The sequence below is a fragment of the Thermaerobacter sp. FW80 genome (genome assembly GCF_004634385.1).
Taxonomy (GTDB): domain Bacteria; phylum Bacillota; class Sulfobacillia; order Thermaerobacterales; family Thermaerobacteraceae; genus Thermaerobacter; species Thermaerobacter composti.
Genome location: NZ_CP037895.1, coordinates 1,779,048 through 1,797,207 on the forward strand (window position 1 = coordinate 1,779,048; position 18,160 = coordinate 1,797,207).

Below are 18,160 nucleotides of genomic sequence, written 5' to 3' on the forward strand. Positions count from 1 at the left end.
CTGGCGCCTGGTGGTGTGGTTTGGCGCCGTGATGGCCGTGGTGGTGCTGGTGGGCTCCATGGCCAGCTACGCCTTCCACGCCCGCGCCCACTACGAGGCCATCGACCGCGCCCTCCTGGCCGCCACCGCCGCCGCCGTGGCGGACCCGGCTGCTCCCAGCCACCTCGGGCATCTGGCGGCCCAGCAGGGGGTGGCCATGGCGCTGCGGCTGCATGCCGCGGACGGCCGGCTCCTGCAGCGCTCGCCCGACGACGCGGCGCCGGCGGTGGACCCGCGATCGGTGCTGGCTCGCCCATCCGGACCCGCCTACGGCTTCTTCCCAACCCTGGCGCGCTCCATCGTGGACATGCCGCCGGTGGCGAAGGGCGCCTTCGGCACCCTTCACGACGGCCGGCAGCGGTGGCGCGTGTTCGTCCGGCCTGTGGACGACGGTGGCGAGGGCGCGGGGGAGGGCCCCGGCTACGTGGTAGCCCTCTCGCCGCTGGGGGGCCTGGACGCGTCCATGGCCGACTTCCGCGTGCTCCTCACCGGGCTCGGGGCGCTGGGACTGGTGGTGGCCGGCGTCGGCAGCTGGGCGGTGGCGGGAAGCGCGTTGCGCCCCGTGGCGCGGCTGACGGAGACGGCCCGCGCCATCGCCGCCTCCCGCGACCTGTCCCGCCGCGTGCAGGCCGCCGGGCGTGACGAGCTGGCCATGCTGGCCGCCACCTTCAACCAGATGCTGGACAGCATCGAGACCGCCTACCGGCTGCAGCAGCGGTTCGTCGCCGATGCCTCCCACGAGCTGCGGGCGCCCCTGACGGCGATCCTGGGCAACCTGGACCTGCTGCGACGGCGGCCCGACCTCCCCCCGGAGGAACAGGCCCAGGCCCTCGCCGAGGCGCGACGGGAGGCCGAGCGTCTGAGCCGGCTGGTGGCCGACCTGCTGGCGCTGGCGCGGGCCGACGCGGGGGTGCCCCTGGCGATCCAGCCCGTCGACGTGGACGCCGTCGTCCTGGAGGCCTTCCAGGAGGCACGCGGGCTCGCCCGCGGCCAGGAGCTGGTGCTGGACCCCTTGGAGCCCGTGCGGATCCGCGGCGACGCGGATCGGATCAAGCAACTGCTGCTGATCCTGCTGGACAACGCCATCAAGTACACGCCCGCCGGCGGCCGGATCACCCTGGGGCTCCGCGCCGGTCCCGATGGCGGTGCCACCCTCACCGTGGCCGACACCGGGGTCGGCATTCCTCCCGCCGATCTGCCCCACGTCTTCGAACGCTTCTACCGGGCCGATCCCGCCCGCAGCCGCGACCCCGGCGGCACGGGGCTGGGACTGTCCATCGCCCGCTGGATCGTGGACCGCCACGGCGGCTCCATCGCCATCGACAGCGCGCCGGGCCGGGGCACGACGGTGACCGTCCGCCTTCCGGCCGAGGCGCCCTCCGCCGCGGGCTGAGGGCGACGGACCGCCCTCCGTGGACGGCGGGATGCCGCGACCGTCCCGCATCGATGACAGCCTTCAGCTCAGAGCAGGGCCGCCGCCACCAGCCCGCCGGCTACGCCTACCAGCGTCACGGCCAGGGTGACCACCCCCAGCGTTCGTGCGCGGAAGGACCGACCCAGGATCACCAAGCCGGGCAGGCTGACGGCCGGCAACGTCAGCAGCAGGGCTGCGGCGGGTCCCGTCGGGAGTCCGACGGCCATCAGCCCCTGCACGATGGGGATCTCGGCCATGGTCGGGATGACGAACAGGGTCCCCGCCAGGGCGATCAGCGGCAGGGCCAGGGGCGCATGGGCCCACTGCCCGATGCCGGCAGGAAAGAACACACCCCCCAGCAGGCCCGTGAGGAACACCATCACGAGGTATTCGGGCACGATCCACGCCGCCAGGCGCAGGGTGCTTCGAAGCCACCGGACCGGCCAGGACGCCGAAGCCGGGTGCGGCGTCCGGGTCGCCGGGTGTCCCGTGGTCGCAGCCTGGGGCGGGTGGCGCTCCTCGGGGAAGAGCCGATCGACCAGAAGGCCGATCCCGAACACCATCAGCACCCCGAAGATCAGGCGGACCAGGCCGAAGGGCCACCCCAGCACCATCACCAGGACGGCCAGGGTGGCGGGATTGAGGACGGGATTGGCCAACCAGAAGGCCACGGCCGCACCTGCCGAGGCGGACTGCCGCCGGAGCCCCGCCACCACGGGCGTGGCGCAACAGCTGCACATCATGCCGGGAAGGGCGAAGAGCCCTGCCAAGGCCACGGCCCGGGGACGTGCCCCCAGCAGTCGTTGAATCCACGTTGCGGGTAGGACAGCCTCCACGGCCCCGCCGAGGACGAGGCCCAGGAGAGCGGCCTGCCACACGCTCCGGAAGTACTCGACCGCATAGCTCCAGGCGACTCCCAGGTTTACTGCCGTGAAGTAGCCCTCCGGCCCGAACAGCGACGATCCGAGGGCGTGGGTGAGGGAGACGGCGAGGAGGCGATGGTAGTATGGTAGCCATTTGACGTAGGCCAGCCCGGCGACGGCGACGAGACCGGCGGCGACGACGGCGGCCGCCGCAGCGCGTCGCGGGCTGGACCCCGGGGACCAGACGGGAGACGCCATGGGGGACCCTCCTCCGGTTGCGGCCAACCGCGGGACGCGCGGTGCGGGTCACGACCCCATCTTAGACCAACCGAGCGCTTGCGGAGCACCCGAGCGCTCGTGCGGCCCGCTCACGGCGTCCCGGACCCCGGAGGACGCCACGACGGCGGCAGCCCCAGCATCCGGGCGGCCTCGGGGGTTCGGGCCACCAGGTCCGACCGGTCCACGGCCCGCAGGCTGTCCTTGCCCAGGGCCCGGGCTGCCTCGGCCATCTCCAGGGTGCATGCCTGAAGGAAGTTGGCGACGGTCCGTGCCCCGCGCTCGGGGTCGAACCGGCGTGCCCGCCGCCCCGTCGCCCACACCAGCTGGGTGATGGGCTCAAAGGGGATGGCCTTGCTGAGCTGGCCGTGGGTGGCCGCCATCAGCACGGCGGTCCCCAGGTAGACGGCGTCAGCGCCCAGGGCGAGGGCTTTGAGAGCCTCACCCGGGGTGCGCAGCCCACCGCCGATGACCAGGCTGAGCCGCGGACGGAGGCCCGTGGCCTCGAGCAGGGCCGCCGCCCGCACCAACGCGTGGAGCGTGGGGATGCCGAAGTCGTCCGCCAGGACCGGGGGCGTCCCGTGGGTGCCCCCTTCGGACCCGTCCAGGACGACGACGTCGACCCCGGCGTCGACCACCGCCAGGAGCTCCCGCTCCAGGTCGTGGGTCGCCGCCAGCTTGACGGCCACCGGGGCCCCATCGGTCCACCGGCGCAGCCGGTCGACCAGCTGCCGGAAGGCCTGCGGGTCGAGGGATTCGGGCAGAGGGGCCTCGAGGACCGGGGGTGCATCAGCTCCCCTTCCCAGCAGGCGGCGCACCTCAGGGGGCAGGCGGGTCGCGTCGAAGCGCCGCCCCAGGGCACCCCGCGCCCCGTGGCCGAGGCGGATTTCGACCATGTCGGCCCGCGCCAGGACGGCGGGGTCGCGGGTCCACGCCCCGCCGGTGAACTGGAGGATCAGGGGACCGCGACCGTCCAGGAGCTCCGGAAGGATGGGGCCCGACCCGGCGTTGTACGCCGTCCCCACCTGATGGGCGCCCCGGGCGAGGGCCAACGCCACGGCCCTGCTGACGCCGACCCCGTACCCCATGGCACCGACCAGCAAGGGGGTCTCCAGGCGCAACGGGCGGCCCGCCTCGGGCCCGAGGACGACGGAGGTGTCCACCGGGGCGTCCGGTGGCAAGGGAGGGCGGACCAGCTGGGCCGGGTTGAAGGCGATGTCCTCCCACTGGCTGCGCCGCGTGACGCTGCCCAGGGGCCGCTCGAGGAGCGCACCCTTGTGCGCCCGGAGCTCGAGCTCGAGCAGGACCGTGGGGGGCACGCGCTGCATCCCCACAGCCAGGTCCCAGAGGTTCTCCGGGTAGGGATCGCTGAGCAGCCGGCGGACGGCCCCATCCACCGTGCGGTCCAGCAGCCTCCGCCGCACCGCCCACAGGCTGAGGATGGCGCTGGCCAGGCCGACCAGCACCGCGGCCAAAGTGACCGCGAAGAGGGTGGCGAGACCGGACGCACCGGTCACAGGTGTCTGCACCCACCCCGTCCTGCGCCGGCCAGCACCCCCCGGCGACGCCATCTCCGCGGGGGCCGAGCACGGCTCGTGCGCGTCTTATCGTTCCTCCCTGGTCCGTCGTCAAATCGCCGTCGGCCAATGCTTCGTACGGCCCTCCGGCCTCGGCCCGCTCGTTGCCCGAGAACGGACGCTCTGGTACGGTGGCCTTGGATGATCTTGGAGCTTCCTGATGCGCGGGAACAGGCGACGGGTGGGCCGTGGGAACGCCCCTCGGGCACGACATGGCGAAGGGGGATCTGCCGGTGGCAGCGGAGGACCGGGATCGGATGTCCCCGCCGGACGAACGCGGCCAGGAAGAAGCCCGCCACGCCTTGGAAGCCGTCCGCCGCGGGGTGACGCCGCCGGGGGGCTTCGACGCGTGGTTGCACCTGGTGGCGGTCCGGGTGGACTCCGCAAGGGAGCGGCGTGACGTGGCGATGGAGGACGGCGTGCGGGTGGCGACGGCCAGCTTGACGGCCCCCAACGACCCGCGGGATCCCCTGGCCCTCTTCTTCATTCCCCCGGCCCGGGTGGAAGCGGAGCTGCGCCGCTTGCTGGAGCCCCTGGCGACGGACTGCCGGAGCGGCCCGGGTCCTGCCGCCGGCACGGGAGGCGCGACCGCGACGCCGGGCGTCGAAGCCGGCGGGGCGGCACCGCCGCGCCTTGACCGAAGGCGGGGGCCGGCCGACGGCCACGGAGGCAACGGACCCGACGGCCCCTCGGCGGGTGCGGGAGAGTCGGGGTGGCTCCTGCAGGTGGGGGTCAGCGGGATGGCGTACCGCCGGTTGGCGGAGGCTCCGGCCGGGTTCGTCCCCCGCTATCGGCTGCCGCGCCGCACGGGGGCGGAGCCGGTGTGGGCTCCCGACGAGCCCTGGTGGTGCCCCTGCCGACGGCTTGCCGCCGATCCGGCCGGCATCGCCCGGGAGCTGGCGGAGACCCTGGTGCGGCGGCTGGACGAACCGGCTCGGCCGTCCGCGGGGGGTCCGGGGGACGGGCCGGCGACGTAGAACGGAGGCAGCGCCACCCCACCCCGCTGGTGCGGCACGCGACGCCACCCTACCCCGCTAGCGCGACACGTGATAGGCTAGGCGCGGTGACGCGGAGTGCACAGCCCCGGAGACGGTCAGGACCCCCGGCGGGGATCCCAGCGGTCGAAGCCCACGCCGCTGCCCAAGGAAGCGGCCCGACGGCACCCCAGCGGGTCAGCCGGCGGGCTGCCAGCGCGCCCCGCCCGGGCAGGGACCCCGGCGACGGCGGCTCCGGTGACGGAGGGGAGCGCCCCGGCCACGAAGACCGACCGGGACGCCGAAGCGGCCCGCATCGCCCGCATCCGGGCGAAGCTGGTCCGCATGTACCCTGACGCCACCACCGCCCTCCACTGGCGCACGCCCTTCGAGCTGCTGGTGGCCACGATCCTCTCCGCGCAGACGACCGACGCGGCGGTGAACCAGGTCACCCCCGCCCTGTTCGCGCGCTGTCCCACGCCGGAGGCCATGCTGCAGCTGAGCGAGGACGAGCTGGGGTCCATGATCCGGACCATCGGCCTCTGGCGCAACAAGGCCCGCAACCTGCTGGCCGCCTGTCGCATCCTGGTGGAACGCCACGGCGGCCAGGTGCCGCGGACCCGGGAGGAGCTGATGCAGCTGCCCGGCGTCGGCCGCAAGACGGCCAACGTCGTCCTCAGCAATGCCTTCGGCATCCCGGCTATCGCCGTGGACACCCACGTCTTCCGCGTGGCCCGCCGACTGGGCCTGGCCTCGGGCAACACCCCCGAACGGGTCGAGGAGGAGCTGATGGCGAAGCTCCCCGAGGCCGAGTGGTCGCGGGCCCACCACTGGTTGATCTGGCACGGTCGCCGCATCTGCCATGCCCGCAACCCGCGCTGTGACCTCTGCGCCCTGCGGCCCGAATGCCCCACCGGGCAGGCGGGGGAGCCGGTGCGGCGGGCCGGGGGCGGCGGGGCGGCCCCCGAGGGGGCCGGCACGGGATCGGGCGCTCCGCGGGCGACCCCGGCGACGGCCCCTCCCTCCAGCGCATCGCGGGACGAACCGGCGGACGGTCCGCCGGACGGTCTCCCGGACGAGCGGGAGGACGGGCCGGCTGTCCGTGGGGACGACGGGCGGGGGGCGGTGGCCTCCCAGGGAGGGCGGCCGGATGCCCGGGGGCCCGGCGCCGGGGAGACCGCCGGCTCCCCGGCGCCGGGCCCCAGGCCAGGGCCCAAGGGCGGCGAAGGGCGGTAACGGCAGCGGGCGCGCCCCGGTTCGACCAGGTCTTCGCTTCGGTCATCGGCGCCGCCCGCGGATGGGGCGACGCCGGCGGAGGGCGGTCGGCTACCGGCCGGACGGGCCGGGTTCGTCGGCCTCGGCCTCGCAGACGAAGCAGCGCACCCGGAAGGGGCGCGACCCGGCGGCCCTCACGAAGCCGGTGATCCCCTCGAGGTAGCTGGCCAACGTGGCGCCGCTGAACTCGCCCTCCAGGGTGAGGGCCAGGCGCGGGCGGCCGTCCCCGGACTCCAGCGCCTCCACGCCGTCGGCGACGTCGGCGCCCCGCAGCCGGATGGGCTCGAGGTGCACGTTGCCGCCGCGGTCCTTCTTGATCCCCAACCGGTAGCGCAGGTTGCGCACCTGCCACTGGCTGAGGCCGAACAGCTCGCCGATCTCCTCGTCGTTGCGGCCGTCGCGGACCAGCTCCAAGAGCGCCTGCCGCTGCTGCTGCGGGCTCAGGCGGTGAAAGTCGATGCGCCGCGCCGCCCCGCCCGGGCTCGACCCGGTGGACGAGGCGCCGGCGGCGGCGCTGGCGGCGGGACCCGCGGGGGCGGCGGCGCCCACCCCCTGGCCGTAGCCGCTGGCACCGGCGTGGGTCATCGGCTCCTGCATCGGCATCCGTCCTCCTCCCAGGGATTGCATCGGGGAACCGGCGGCCGGGGATGGACCGGCGGCCGGTTGCGACCCCTCCGCGGGGGCGTCGGCTCGCGGCCGACCCCCCGCGGCGCGACGATCCGCGGCCGCTGCGGCCGGATCGTCCAGTCGGTAGTGGACCACCGGACCGGATCGGGGCCGGTTCGCGCCCCGAGGCCCGACCAGGTCCGACGGCATGATGACGCGCCGCGGCCTGACCTTGCCGACCAACCTGCATCCTCCTTCTTGGTGCCCGGGCAGCCATCAGTATGGCCGCTGCGACGCCCGCTCATACCTGCGGAGGGCACGCCCGGTGCGTTGCGGCACCATCGCAGACCGTTGCTTTGCGTACGCAGCGGTGGACTGGCCCGGGACCCACTCCGCGCGGCGCCAGCCACGGCCCCACCGCGGACACCCGGGTGTGCTCTGAAGGGTGAGCGCAAGTGGCCAAGATGCGTCCCGGCCGCCCCGCGGCCCGACGGCGGACACACTAGGGACGGCCGAAGACCCGAAGGAGGGACCCGCATGACCGGACGGACCCCGCCGAGCGGAAGCCTGCCCGACCAGACCGGACGAACCGGCCCCCGCGCCCTGCAGATCCTCGCGGATCGCCACCGGCGGCTGGGACGCCTGCTCGCCGACGCCCGCGAGGCGGGCGCGGCGCACCGCCCCGACCTGGTGGTGGAGCTGATGGACGAGCTCGATGCCCACCGCCGTCTGGAACAGGAGGTGTTCTACCCGGCGCTGCGGCGCACCGGCGACGCCACGGTGTCGGACCGGCTGGCGGCTCGCCTGGCGGAGCACCAGCAGCTGGAGCGGTTGGCCGACCGCCTCGGGCGGGCGGTGACCGAGGGGCTCGCCGGCGAGGGCGGCCCGAGACCGGACCCCGCCGTGGCCCGGCCGGGAGGCGTGGCGGCCCGGCCAGCGGCGGCGCGATCGTCGGGAACGGCGGGCGCCGGCCTCCCGGTGGAGGGGAGCGGGGGCCCCAGCCACCCCGGTGGTCCGGGCGGCCGGGAGGACGGGACGCCGGAGCGGCTCCTGGACCGGCTGGCCGAGGCCCTGGCGGATCACGTCCAGCGGGAGGAAGAGGAGCTGTTCCCCCTCGCCCGCCGCCACCTGGAGGAGGGACTCGCCGGCCTGGGGGCCGAGCTGGAGCGAGGCCTCGAGGAATTCGCCTTCGACTACGACGACGTGGTCGAGGGCACGTTCCCGGCCAGCGACCCGCCGGCCACCATGGCCGCCCCCCGCGCCCGCACGCCGCGCCTCTACGCCCGCAGCCGCAAGGGCGCCCGGGCCTGACGGCGCACCAACCCCCGCCCACGACCGGCGTCCGAGGCTTCATTGGGCTCGGGTCGAGGGGTAGCGGTCTTCGGGTGCGCGCCCCCGCCCACGGCCGCTGCCCGGTGGTTCGTCGGACCCCGCGGGGAGGGGCATCGGTCGTTGGGCGCACCCAACCCCACCGACGGCCGCTGCGGTCACCGCGGGGGGCGCGTGGCCGCCCCGCCGCCCCGCCGGCCCGGGGGCCGATGGGGACGTGGCCGTACCGCCCCGGGCGGCGCTCGGGCGGGGATCCCTTCCTACCTGGGCCGACGCGGGGGCACCCTCCGGCCCCGGCGGGCATAGAGTACGCCTAGCCCGGAAGGGATGGGTGCCCAGGGACGCTGGGTGCCGGCCCCACCCGCCTGGGTCGCGGCTCCCGGGCCCTGCGGGCGACCATCGCCACCGCGCACGGTCCGCCGACGGCCCCGCTAGCGGGGAGCGGCCGGCCCTGGGCGCCGGGCGGGGAGGGAACAGACCATGGACCACGGCGACCATCGGCACGGGGGGAGTCGCTCGGGGTGTCGGTGGCGGCGGGGACTCGCCCTGGTGGGCGTGGCGCTGCTGGTGCTGGCGGCGGCTGGGTGCGGCCCCGGCCCTGGGTCCCCCGACGCCTCGGCGGGGGGCGGCGCCGCGGCCGGTTCGTCCGGAGGAACCGGCCCCGCCGGCCCCCGGGAGGCGACGGCCCCGGGCGGCCCGTCCCCATCGGCCGCCGGCGGCACCGGATCGGCTGCGGCGCGGCCGCTGACCTACCTGGTCTGCTTCGACCCCGGCGGCCAGTCGGACATCGAGGCCCGCCGCCAGCAGCCCCGTCTCGAGCGGCTCCTGGGGCGCCAGGTGGTGATCGAGTACAAGGTCGGCGGCGGCGGCGCCCTGTGCTGGAGCGAGCTGGTCCGCAGCCGGCCCGACGGCTCCGTGGTCGCGGGGATCAACGTGCCGCACATCGTCCTGCAACCGCTGCAGCAGCAGACCGGGTACCGCACCGAGCAGATCGAGCCGGTGGTGCTCTTCCAGTCGACGCCGCTGGGCCTGGCGGTGCCGGCGTCCAGCCCCTACCGCACGCTGGCGGAGTTCATCGCGGCGGCCAAGGCCCGGCCGGGGGCCCTCACCGTGGGCGGGTCCGGGACCTTCTCCGGTCACCACGTGGCCACGGTGCGCCTGGAGAAGCTGGCCGGCATCGACCTGACCTACGTGCCCTTCAGCGGCGCGGCGCCCCAGATGACCGCCTTCCTGGGCGGCCACGTGGACGCGGTCTTCGCCAACTCCAACGACCTGGTCCGGTACCGCGACCGCATCCGGGTGCTGGGCATCGCCGCCGAGCAGCGGTTTCGCGGTCTGCCGGACGCGCCCACCTTCAAGGAGCAGGGCATCCACCTGGTGGAGCGCATCGACCGGGGCGTGGGGGTGCCGGCCGGGACGCCGCCCGCCATCCTCGCCGAGCTGGAGCGGGCGTTCCTGGCCATCGCCGAGGACCCCGCCACCCGCGCCCAGATGGAGGAGCAGGGCTTCGTCCCCCTGGCCATGGGCCACCAGGAGAGCAAGGCCTACATCCGCCAGGTCACCGCGACCTACCGGAGCCTGTTGGACGATCTGCGCCGATGAGGTCGATCCGCGCCGATGAAGTCGGTCCGCGCCGACCAGGGGGAGGGGCACGGGATCCCCATGGGTTCCCCGGACCCGACCAACGCGGGCGGCGGGCGGCGCGCGAAGCGAAGGCACGGGATCCCCATGGGCTCCCCGGATCCGACGAAGGGAGGGTACGGAACGTGGACCGCGACGCCGTGGCAGGGGCCGCTCTCGCCGTGCTGGGGACGGTGGCGCTGGCCGGGGCGCCGCCCCGCGATCCCGTCGCCGGCGTGATGGGACCCGGCGTGTTGCCCTCCTTGGTGGCATTGGGGCTGGTGCTCTGCGGTCTCGGCCTGGTGGCGTCGGCGCTGCGGCCGCCGACGGGCAGGCGCCGGAGGGGCCGAGGGGCTGGTGACGCGACCGCGGCGCGGGGCGCCGCCGCAGCAGCCGGGCCAGACCCGGCCTGCCGCGCCCGGGCGGCCGACGGACCGTCCGTGCCGGGACGCCCCGCGGCGATCCAGGCCGACCCGCGGCCCTCCGAGGCGGGGGCGACCGATCCGCCGGCGGCGGATCCGCCGGCGGCCAGGGCGGCCGGCGCGCCCCACCGGGGGCGGGTCCGCCTCCTGGTGACGGCCCTCGCCACCACGGCGTACGCGGCGGCCTTGCCCGACCTGGGCTTCCCCCTGGCCAGCGCGCTCTTCGTGGCCGGCTTGAGCTGGTACCTGGGCGAGCGCCGGGTGACGGTGGCGGTCCTGTGGGGCGGCCTGTTCGCCGCAGCCCTGTGGGCCGGGTTCGTCCGCGGGCTTGGCGTCCCGCTGCCGTTGGGGCCGCTGGGGCGCCCCTGACCGCGCGGTCCCCGGCGCGGGGAGCCCCGGGGGTGGGGAGACCCGAGCCGCCCTGCGTCGTCCCTCGCCGCGGTCGCACCGGGCCGCGTGGCGGCCTGCGTCCCTCCGCTTCGGCCGCAGGCGGCTGCCTAGGCCATGGGGCGTCGCCCCCCGTGGCGTACCGGGGCCCGCGTCCTGAAGCTTCGGCCCCAGGCGGCCGCCCGGCACCAGGGGGCGTCCCCCGCCGCCGTCGCATCGCGTCACCCGGCGGCCCGCGTCCCCCCGCCCGTAACGGGGCACCAGCCGGCCCTCCGCGGCACGGCATCGCGGCACCTCGCGGCGCCCGCCCGCGGGCGCCGCTCGTCCCCCGTGTCGCCGTCGCGGCGGGCGTGGCCCGGAGGGGCCGCCCGGAGAGGGGGTGCTGGGGTGTCGGCCTTCCACTGGCTGGGACACGGCCTGACGATGGCCCTGGAGCCGCAGACGCTGCTGTACGGGCTCACGGGGTGCCTCCTGGGCACCCTGGTCGGGGTGCTGCCCGGCATCGGGCCCACCTCGGCCATCGCCATGCTGCTCCCCTTGACGGCCGTCCTGCCGCCGGGGCCGGCGCTGGTGATGATGGCGGCGATCTACTACGGCGCCATGTACGGCGGGTCGACCACGGCCATCGTGGTCAACATCCCGGGGGAGGCGTCGTCGGTGCCGACGGCCCTGGACGGCTACCCGCTGGCCCGGCAGGGACGGGCGGGCGCGGCCCTGGGCGTGGCGGCGGTGGCCTCCTTCGTGGCGGGCACCTTGGGCCTGGTGGGACTGACCTTCTTCGCCCCGACCCTGGCGACGGTGGCCCTGGCCTTCGGTCCGCCGGAGTACTTCGCCCTGACGGTGCTGGCGGCGGCGCTGGTGGCCAGCCTGTCCGGGGGGCACGGGCTGAAGGGGGCGGCGGCGGCGCTGCTGGGGCTGCTGGTGGCCATGGTCGGGCTCGACCCGGTGACCGGCGTCGCCCGCTGGACCTTCGGCTGGCTGCCCCTGACGGCCGGCTTCCCCTTCGTCGCGGTGATCATCGGGCTCTTCGCGGTGAGCGAGGTGCTGATGGCGGCGGAGGAGCGGGTGCGCCACCTCTACGAGACCCGGGTCCGCGGCTGGCTTCCCACCCGGCGCGATCTGCGGCTCGCCACGCCGGCCATGCTGCGGGCGAGCCTGTTGGGGTTCCTGCTGGGCCTCTTGCCGGGCTGCAGCCCGTCGGTGACCACCTTCGTCGCCTACGATGCGGAGCGCCGGCTGAGCCGGCGGCCCGAGCGGTTCGGCCGGGGCGCCATCGAGGGCGTGGCCGCCGCGGAGGCGGCCAACAACGCCACGTCCACGGCCGGGTTCGTCCCGCTGTTCGCCCTGGGGCTGCCGGCCGGCCCGGTGCCCGCGGTGCTGCTCGGCGGCCTCATGATGTACGGCCTCGACCCCGGTCCCGAGCTGTTCCGGCAGCACCCCGACCTGGTGTGGACCGTCATCGCCAGCATGTACGTGGGCAACCTGATCCTCCTGCTGTTGAACCTGCCCCTGATCGGGCTCTGGGTGCGGGTGGCGCGGGTGCCCTTCGCGGTGCTCGGTCCGGCGATCCTGGTGCTCTCGGCCCTGGGGGCCTACAGCCTGCGGTACTCGCTGTTCGACGTCGGCGTCGCCCTGGCCTTCGGGGCCGTGGGGTACGGGCTCCGGAAGCTGGGGTTCCCCGTGGCGCCCCTGGTGCTGGCCAACGTGCTGGCCCCGCTGATGGAGGAGTCGTTCCGCCAGTCCCTGACCATGGCGGGCGGCTCGCCGGCCATCTTCGTGAGCCGCCCCCTGGCGGGGGCGTTCCTGGCCCTGGCCGTGGGGGTGCTGGTCGTGGGCCTGCGGCGCCGGGGGCGCAGCGAACCGGCCGCGCCGGGCGGGCCGGTGGCCGCGTAGCCGCGGGCCGGCGACCGGGGCGCGATCCGCCGCACCGACCGACGGTCAGGACGCGGCCGCGACGGGCCGGGGCGGGTCCGCCGGTGGCCGGCCCGCAGCCGGGAGCCTGCTCACGGCCGGCGGCCGGCCTCCGGCCGCGAGCTCCCACCGGCTTGGCCGCGGTTGCCCCATCTGCGACAATGGAGCCGGTGTCCCGGCGACCCGGGCCGCCGCTTGGGCTGCCCGCGTCGACCCGCGCCCCAGGGCGCGGGTTCTTCGTGGTCGCGTCCGCGCGGCGGACGTGGGGCCGGCTGCGGCTGCACCGGTCCGGGATGCCGGCGGGGTGCCCCGGCGGCACGCCGCCCGGCGACGAGGAGGGAACGGTCGATGGACCTGGACGTGGAGGCATTGCGGGATGCCGTGATCGACGTCGCCCTGCGCGGCGGCGAGATGCTGCGCCAGCGCTTCGGCTCGGCGAGCCGGGTGCGGACCAAGAGCTCGCGCTACGACCTGGTGACCGAGGCCGACGAGGCCATCGAGGCGGAGCTCACGGCCTACGTCCGGCGCCAGTTCCCGGACCATGCGGTGGTGGGGGAGGAGGACGTCTCCCGCCGCGTCCTCTCGGGGCAGGCCGCCTCCCGCCAGGGGGCCGTGGCCCAGGCCGCGGAGGGTCGGGAGTGGGAGTGGCTGATCGATCCCATCGACGGCACGACCAACTTCATCCACGGGCTGCCCATCGTGGCCACGTCGGTGGCCGTGATGTACCGCGACGAGGTGCTGGCGGGTGCGGTGTTCAACCCGATGCAGGACGAGCTCTTCGTCGCCGTCCGGCGTCACGGGGCCACCCTCAACGGCCGGCCGCTGCGGGTCTCGACGGAGGAGGTCCTGGCCGAGAGCCTGCTGGCGACGGGCTTCCAGTACGACGCCGTCGAAGGTCGGCGGTTGAACGTGGAGCTGTTCCGGGTCGTGCTGAACGAGGCCCGCAACGTGCGGGCCATCGGCTCGGCGGCCCTGTCCCTGTGCTACGTGGGCGCCGGCCGCCTCTCCGGCTTCTGGGAGCTGCGCCTGGGGCCGTGGGACCTGGCCGCCGGCGCGCTGGTGGTGCGGGAGGCCGGCGGGCGGCTGAGCCGGCTGGACGGCGGCCCCTTCGACATCTGGCAGCCGTCGGTGGTGGCGACCAACGGCCGGATCCACGACCAGCTGGTGGCGCTGCTCCGGCAGGCGAGCGCCGGGGCGTGAGGCGGGGGCGGGCCCTACCCCTCGCCCCGCGACCGGGCCCGGGCGGCCCGCCAGGCCGCCAGCACCTGCTGGGTCCCCGGCACCAGGCGGTAGCGGTCGACCTCGCTCCAGGGCACCCAGACCGCCTCGGCGGCGTCGTCGCTGGCCTGCAGCCGGCCTCCCACCGGCCGGGCGGCGAAGAACAGGATCACGTAGTGGAAGCGCACCCGCTGCGCCTCGTCGCGGTTGACGGCGTCCTTGTAGGTCAGGAACCCCTCGACCTCCACCTCCAGGCCGGTCTCCTCCAGCACCTCGCGGCGCAGGGCCTCCTCCACCGTCTCGCCGAGCTCCACCGCCCCGCCCGGCAAGCCCCACCAGCCGCGGAAGGGCTCGCCCCCTCGCCGCACCAGGACGAGGCGCTCGCCGTCGCTCACCACCGCGTGGCAGGACGGCCGGGGATGGGTGGGGTACTGGAACCTCGCCAAGCGGCCTCACCTCCCGCATCCGGGTCCCCTGGGCGCGGCGCCCGCGGGTCCGGCGTGCCGGCGCCCTCGCCCGGATCGGTCACGCCCACCGTTCACCTCCGATTTTGGCCGGGGCCGCTATATTGGTGGAAGAACCGGTTCGACGAACCGCCGCATGGGGGTGCCGCGGGCATCGGCTCCGGTCGCGGCGGAGGGGGGACGACCCACGTTGGCCGAGGTGTTGCCGGAACTGGTCTGGATCGCCGTCCTGGTGCTGCTCAACGCCTTCTTCGCCGCCAGCGAGATCGCCGTCATCGCCGCCCGGGACGCCCGCATCCACCAGCTGGCGGAGGACGGCCAACGGGCGGCGCAGGTGGCCCTGCAGCTGATGCGGGACCCGAGCCGCTTCCTCGCCACCATCCAGGTGGGCATCACCCTGGCCGGGTTCCTGGCGAGCGCGTCGGCAGCGGTGACCCTGGCGCGCCCGCTGGCCGGGTGGCTCGAGGGGGCGGGCCTCGGTGCCCAGGTGGCGGGTCCGACGGCGGTGGCCGTCGTCACGCTGCTGATCTCCTACGTCAGCCTGGTGCTGGGCGAGCTGGTCCCCAAGCGCTTGGCCCTGCAGAACCCGGAGTCGCTCGCCCTGCGGGTGGCCCGCCCCATCGCGGCGCTGGCGCGCCTGGCCGGCCCCTTCACCGCGTTGCTCGCCCGCTCGACGAACCTGGTGGTGCGCGCCCTGGGGGGGCGGGTCGAGGAGGTCCAGGAGCGCGGTCTGACCGAGGAGGAGATCCGCTTCTACGTCGCCGAGCACCAGGACCTGCGCTCGGAGGAGAAGCAGCTGATCCAGGGGGTCTTCGACTTCGGCGACCGGGTAGTCCGCCAGCTCATGGTGCCGCGGCCCGAGATGAAGACCCTGCCGCGTCACCTGCCCCTGCGCCAGGCGGTGGAGCGGGCGGTGCAGCTCGGCCACGCCTTCTACCCCGTGACCGGCGAGGGGCCGGATGACATCGTCGGCCAGGTCAGCACCCGGGACCTGCTCCTGTCGGCGCTGGCAGGGGAGGGCGAGAAGACGGTCGAGGGCTGCATGCAGCCCGTCCGGTTCGTCCCCGAGTCCAAGCTGGCCCTCGATCTCCTGAAGGAGATGAAGCGCGACCACTTCCGGCTCGCGGTGGTGGTCGACGAGTACGGCGGCGTCGCGGGTCTGGTGACGCTGGACGACCTCCTGGAGGAGATCGTGGGCGAGGTGGGCGGAGGACCGGCCGCCACCGGCCAGGTGGCGGCCACGGAGTGGGTGCTGGAGGGCGACACGCCCATCGAGGATGCCAACGAGCGGCTGAACCTGGGCATCCCGGCCAGTCCCCACTACGAGACGCTGGCCGGGTTCGTCCTCTACACGCTGGGCCGGCTGCCGGAGGTCGGGGAGGGGTTCGAGCACCGCGGCTGGCACATCGCCGTCGAGCGCCGCGAGGGGTTGCGGGTGACCGCGGTACGGGTCCGGAAGATCGTGGCGACGGCCGCCGAGAAGGACGGGGGGCTCGCGGCCGGCGCCGCCCGACCTGCGTCGATGCCGGCGGGGAGCGTGGTCGCGGCCGACGGCACCGCGGCGAAGGAGGCGGGCGACGATCCCGACGCAACCCGTCCCGGTTGACGAGGCCGCGCCGTCCGAGGCCGGGACGGTCGCGGGTGCGGGTCCGGCCGCCTTCCATGGATCGGTCCCTCCTGGTAGCCCATTGACAGGGAACACATGTTTGGGTAGGATGATCCTGCCTGCGGCCGGGGGGCGGGGCGACCGCGGGGGTGGCGTCTGCGGCGGTCTCCAGGCGCAACCGAACGAGGTCGGCCGGTGCATCGGGCGGGGCGGCCGCTGGGGTGGGGGTCCTGGGGCGCCCCTCGGTGCCGGCTGCACGGGTGCCCCGCGAGGCCTGCGGGCCGATGGTCAGTCTTTCGAGGATCGGAGGTCGTCCATGGACGGGGTCGTGTTGCTGCCGGTGGCGGCCTATCTCCTCGGCGGCATCCTGCCGGGGGAGTACCTGGTGCGCTGGCGTCGCGGCGCCTCGCCGCGCGAGCTGGGGGACGAACCCGGCACGGCGGGCACCTGGCGTCAGGCGGGGGCCGCCGCCGGGCTTGCGGTCTTCGCCTTCGACTTCGCCAAGGGGCTGATCCCCATCTGGCTCGCCGACCGGCTGGGCGCCGGCGGCTGGCTGCTGGTGGCCACGGCGGTGGCTCCCGTCGCGGGACACAACTGGCCGTTGCAACGGGGGTTCCGTCCCGGCGGGCGAGGGCTGGCCAGCGCCATCGGGGTGACCGTCTACCTGGCCCCGACCGCCCTGATCCCCGCCCTGCTGGTCGGATGCGGGGTGGCGCTCTGGCGGCGGCGCACCCCGTGGGTGGGCATCGTCGGCTTTCCCCTCGGGCTCGTGCTGATGCTGCTGACCCACACGCCGGGGATCCGCGTGGCCGCCGCGGTGGCGGCGATGGTCACCGTCGGCTTGCGGTATCTGCAGTGGACCCGCCACCGCGGGCGGTGGATCTAGGGCGGCCGTCGCCCCGCGGCCGGCGCACCGCCGGCCGTCGGCAGGCGGCGACGCGACACGGGACGGCGGCAGGGACCGCCCGCGCCCTCAGGAGGGACGAGCCTTGTTCCGCATCCTGCACCTGGCGGACCTGCACCTGGGCTGGGAACCGGCCTTCATGCCGCCACCGCGGGCCGCCGAGCGGCGGCAGCGGCGGGACCGGTTGCTGGAGCGGGCCGTCGACTACGCCCTGGATCCCGAACACCGCGTCGCCCTGGTGGTGATCGCGGGCGACCTGTTCGAGACCCACCGCCCCGAAGCCGCGCTGGTGACGGCAGTCATCGGCCAGCTGCGTCGCCTGGAGGCCGCCGGCATCCCGGTGGTCACCGTGCCCGGCAACCACGACGAGATCACGTACCACGACTCGGTGTACCGCCTCTACGGCAGCTCGTGGCCGGGGGTCCTGGTGCGCAACGCCCTCCCCGACCGGGTCGCGACCCTGACGGTGGCGGGTACCCCCGTCCACCTGTACGGCCTCGCCTACACCGGCGGCATCACCCCGGCGGGGGTCCCGCTCGCGGACTTCCCCCGGGCGGACGAACCCGGCCTGCACGTGGCCGTCTTCCACGGCACGCTGGGCCGGTGGGGGGGCGACCGCAGCCTGCCCCTGGACCGCGAGGGCCTGCGACGGGCGGGGTACGACTACGTGGCCCTGGGGCACATCCACCAGGCCCACGAGGAGTGGCTGGGGCCAACGCTGGCCGCCTACGCCGGCGCCGTCGAGGGCAAGGGCTTCGACGACCCGGGGACCGGGGCGTGGACGCTGGTGGAGGTGGAGCCCGGCCGCGGCGTGGTGGGGTTGCGACGGGAGCCGGTGGAGGTCCAGCCCGTGGTGACCGTCACGGTGGACGCGGGGCGATTCCCCTCGGTGGAGCGCTTGCGGTCCCACCTGGAGGACGTGGCCCCGCCCGACGCCATCCTGCGGGTGCGCCTGGAGGGGGTGCCGGCGTTCCCCGTCGATGCCGAGGTGCTGGCCGTGGCGCTGGGCCACCGGTTCTTCCACCTCGAGATCGAGGACGCCACGGATCCCGTCAGCCCGGAGCAGCTGGCGGCCTGGGCGGCGGAACCCACGATCCTGGGCCTGTTCGTCAAGCGGCTCCTGGGCGAGATCGACGCGGCAGCCGACCCCCGCCGGCGGCAGGTCGCCGAGCGGGCCCTGCGGGTGGGGGTCCGCGCCCTGCTGCGGGAGGGACCCCGACCGTGACGGGCGCAGGTGGTGCGAGGGACCGCCGCGCCCCGGTCCCCGCGGAGGGC

14 protein-coding genes and 1 pseudogene are annotated in these 18,160 nt (G+C 75.6%); 11 read left to right on the top strand and 4 right to left on the bottom strand.

The window, feature by feature from the left end; genetic code table 11:
• The first annotated feature begins 10 nt into the window (after window positions 1-10).
• On the top strand, window positions 11-1,432 hold the full coding sequence (locus tag E1B22_RS07430; protein WP_135225143.1) for a cell wall metabolism sensor histidine kinase WalK: 1,422 nt from the start codon (window positions 11-13) through the stop codon (window positions 1,430-1,432).
• A gap of 68 nt (window positions 1,433-1,500) precedes the next feature.
• Here E1B22_RS07430 and E1B22_RS07435 read toward each other — a convergent pair whose 3' ends face one another.
• A complete protein-coding gene (locus E1B22_RS07435) occupies window positions 1,501-2,574 on the bottom strand; it encodes a permease (protein WP_135225144.1) in 1,074 nt (357 codons plus the stop codon).
• 110 nt (window positions 2,575-2,684) lie between these two features.
• Window positions 2,685-4,121, bottom strand: coding sequence for an FMN-binding glutamate synthase family protein (locus E1B22_RS07440; protein ID WP_243123238.1), 1,437 nt, complete (start codon window positions 4,119-4,121; stop codon window positions 2,685-2,687).
• Between the two features lie 281 nt (window positions 4,122-4,402).
• Between E1B22_RS07440 and E1B22_RS07445 the strand changes: the two genes are divergently transcribed.
• Window positions 4,403-5,146, top strand: a complete 744-nt coding sequence (locus E1B22_RS07445) for a hypothetical protein (RefSeq protein WP_243123239.1) — start codon at window positions 4,403-4,405, stop codon at window positions 5,144-5,146.
• Between the two features lie 342 nt (window positions 5,147-5,488).
• Window positions 5,489-6,058, top strand: a pseudogene (gene nth, locus E1B22_RS07450) (endonuclease III); the annotation flags it as partial.
• A gap of 411 nt (window positions 6,059-6,469) precedes the next feature.
• On the opposite strand, the gene E1B22_RS07455 reads toward nth, so the two are convergent.
• Window positions 6,470-7,015 (bottom strand): hypothetical protein, encoded by a 546-nt coding sequence (locus tag E1B22_RS07455; protein ID WP_167758881.1) that lies wholly within the window; start codon window positions 7,013-7,015, stop codon window positions 6,470-6,472.
• A gap of 546 nt (window positions 7,016-7,561) precedes the next feature.
• Between E1B22_RS07455 and E1B22_RS07460 the strand changes: the two genes are divergently transcribed.
• The 5 genes from E1B22_RS07460 (at window position 7,562) to E1B22_RS07480 (ending at window position 13,893) form a co-directional block, all read left to right on the top strand.
• Complete coding sequence (locus E1B22_RS07460; RefSeq protein WP_135225147.1) at window positions 7,562-8,335, top strand: hemerythrin domain-containing protein; 774 nt, start codon at window positions 7,562-7,564, stop codon at window positions 8,333-8,335.
• A gap of 498 nt (window positions 8,336-8,833) precedes the next feature.
• Window positions 8,834-9,955, top strand: a complete 1,122-nt coding sequence (locus E1B22_RS07465) for a tripartite tricarboxylate transporter substrate binding protein (RefSeq protein ID WP_135225148.1) — start codon at window positions 8,834-8,836, stop codon at window positions 9,953-9,955.
• A 164-nt stretch (window positions 9,956-10,119) separates the two neighbouring features.
• Window positions 10,120-10,764, top strand: a complete 645-nt coding sequence (locus E1B22_RS07470) for a tripartite tricarboxylate transporter TctB family protein (RefSeq protein ID WP_167758882.1) — start codon at window positions 10,120-10,122, stop codon at window positions 10,762-10,764.
• A gap of 405 nt (window positions 10,765-11,169) precedes the next feature.
• Window positions 11,170-12,675, top strand: a complete 1,506-nt coding sequence (locus tag E1B22_RS07475) for a tripartite tricarboxylate transporter permease (RefSeq protein ID WP_135225150.1) — start codon at window positions 11,170-11,172, stop codon at window positions 12,673-12,675.
• Between the two features lie 366 nt (window positions 12,676-13,041).
• Window positions 13,042-13,893: an inositol monophosphatase family protein gene (locus E1B22_RS07480; RefSeq protein WP_135225151.1), complete on the top strand. Its 852-nt coding sequence runs from the start codon at window positions 13,042-13,044 to the stop codon at window positions 13,891-13,893.
• Window positions 13,894-13,907: 14 nt separating this feature from the next.
• On the opposite strand, the gene E1B22_RS07485 is transcribed toward E1B22_RS07480, so the two are convergent.
• Entirely contained in the window at window positions 13,908-14,357 is a 450-nt protein-coding gene (locus E1B22_RS07485) for an NUDIX hydrolase (RefSeq protein WP_135225152.1), read from the bottom strand.
• A 217-nt stretch (window positions 14,358-14,574) separates the two neighbouring features.
• Between E1B22_RS07485 and E1B22_RS07490 the strand changes: the two genes are divergently transcribed.
• The 3 genes from E1B22_RS07490 (at window position 14,575) to E1B22_RS07500 (ending at window position 18,110) form a co-directional block, all read left to right on the top strand.
• Window positions 14,575-15,981 carry a hemolysin family protein gene (locus E1B22_RS07490; protein ID WP_243123855.1) on the top strand — a complete coding sequence of 469 codons (1,407 nt, stop codon included), beginning with the start codon at window positions 14,575-14,577 and terminating at the stop codon, window positions 15,979-15,981.
• Between the two features lie 316 nt (window positions 15,982-16,297).
• Entirely contained in the window at window positions 16,298-16,867 is a 570-nt protein-coding gene (locus E1B22_RS07495; RefSeq protein ID WP_135225154.1) for a glycerol-3-phosphate acyltransferase, read from the top strand.
• A 103-nt stretch (window positions 16,868-16,970) separates the two neighbouring features.
• On the top strand, window positions 16,971-18,110 hold the full coding sequence (locus E1B22_RS07500; protein ID WP_135225155.1) for a DNA repair exonuclease: 1,140 nt from the start codon (window positions 16,971-16,973) through the stop codon (window positions 18,108-18,110).
• Window positions 18,111-18,160 lie beyond the last annotated feature (50 nt).

Excerpts from the sequence above, each read along its gene's own strand:
- E1B22_RS07435 (WP_135225144.1), bottom strand. The coding sequence starts at position 2,574 with ATGGCGTCTCCCGTCTGGTCCCCGGGGTCCAGCCCGCGACGCGCTGCG.
- E1B22_RS07455 (WP_167758881.1), bottom strand. The coding sequence starts at position 7,015 with ATGCAGGAGCCGATGACCCACGCCGGTGCCAGCGGCTACGGCCAGGGG.
- E1B22_RS07460 (WP_135225147.1), top strand. The coding sequence starts at position 7,562 with ATGACCGGACGGACCCCGCCGAGCGGAAGCCTGCCCGACCAGACCGGA.
- E1B22_RS07465 (WP_135225148.1), top strand. The coding sequence starts at position 8,834 with ATGGACCACGGCGACCATCGGCACGGGGGGAGTCGCTCGGGGTGTCGG.
- E1B22_RS07480 (WP_135225151.1), top strand. The coding sequence starts at position 13,042 with ATGGACCTGGACGTGGAGGCATTGCGGGATGCCGTGATCGACGTCGCC.
- E1B22_RS07495 (WP_135225154.1), top strand. The coding sequence starts at position 16,298 with ATGGACGGGGTCGTGTTGCTGCCGGTGGCGGCCTATCTCCTCGGCGGC.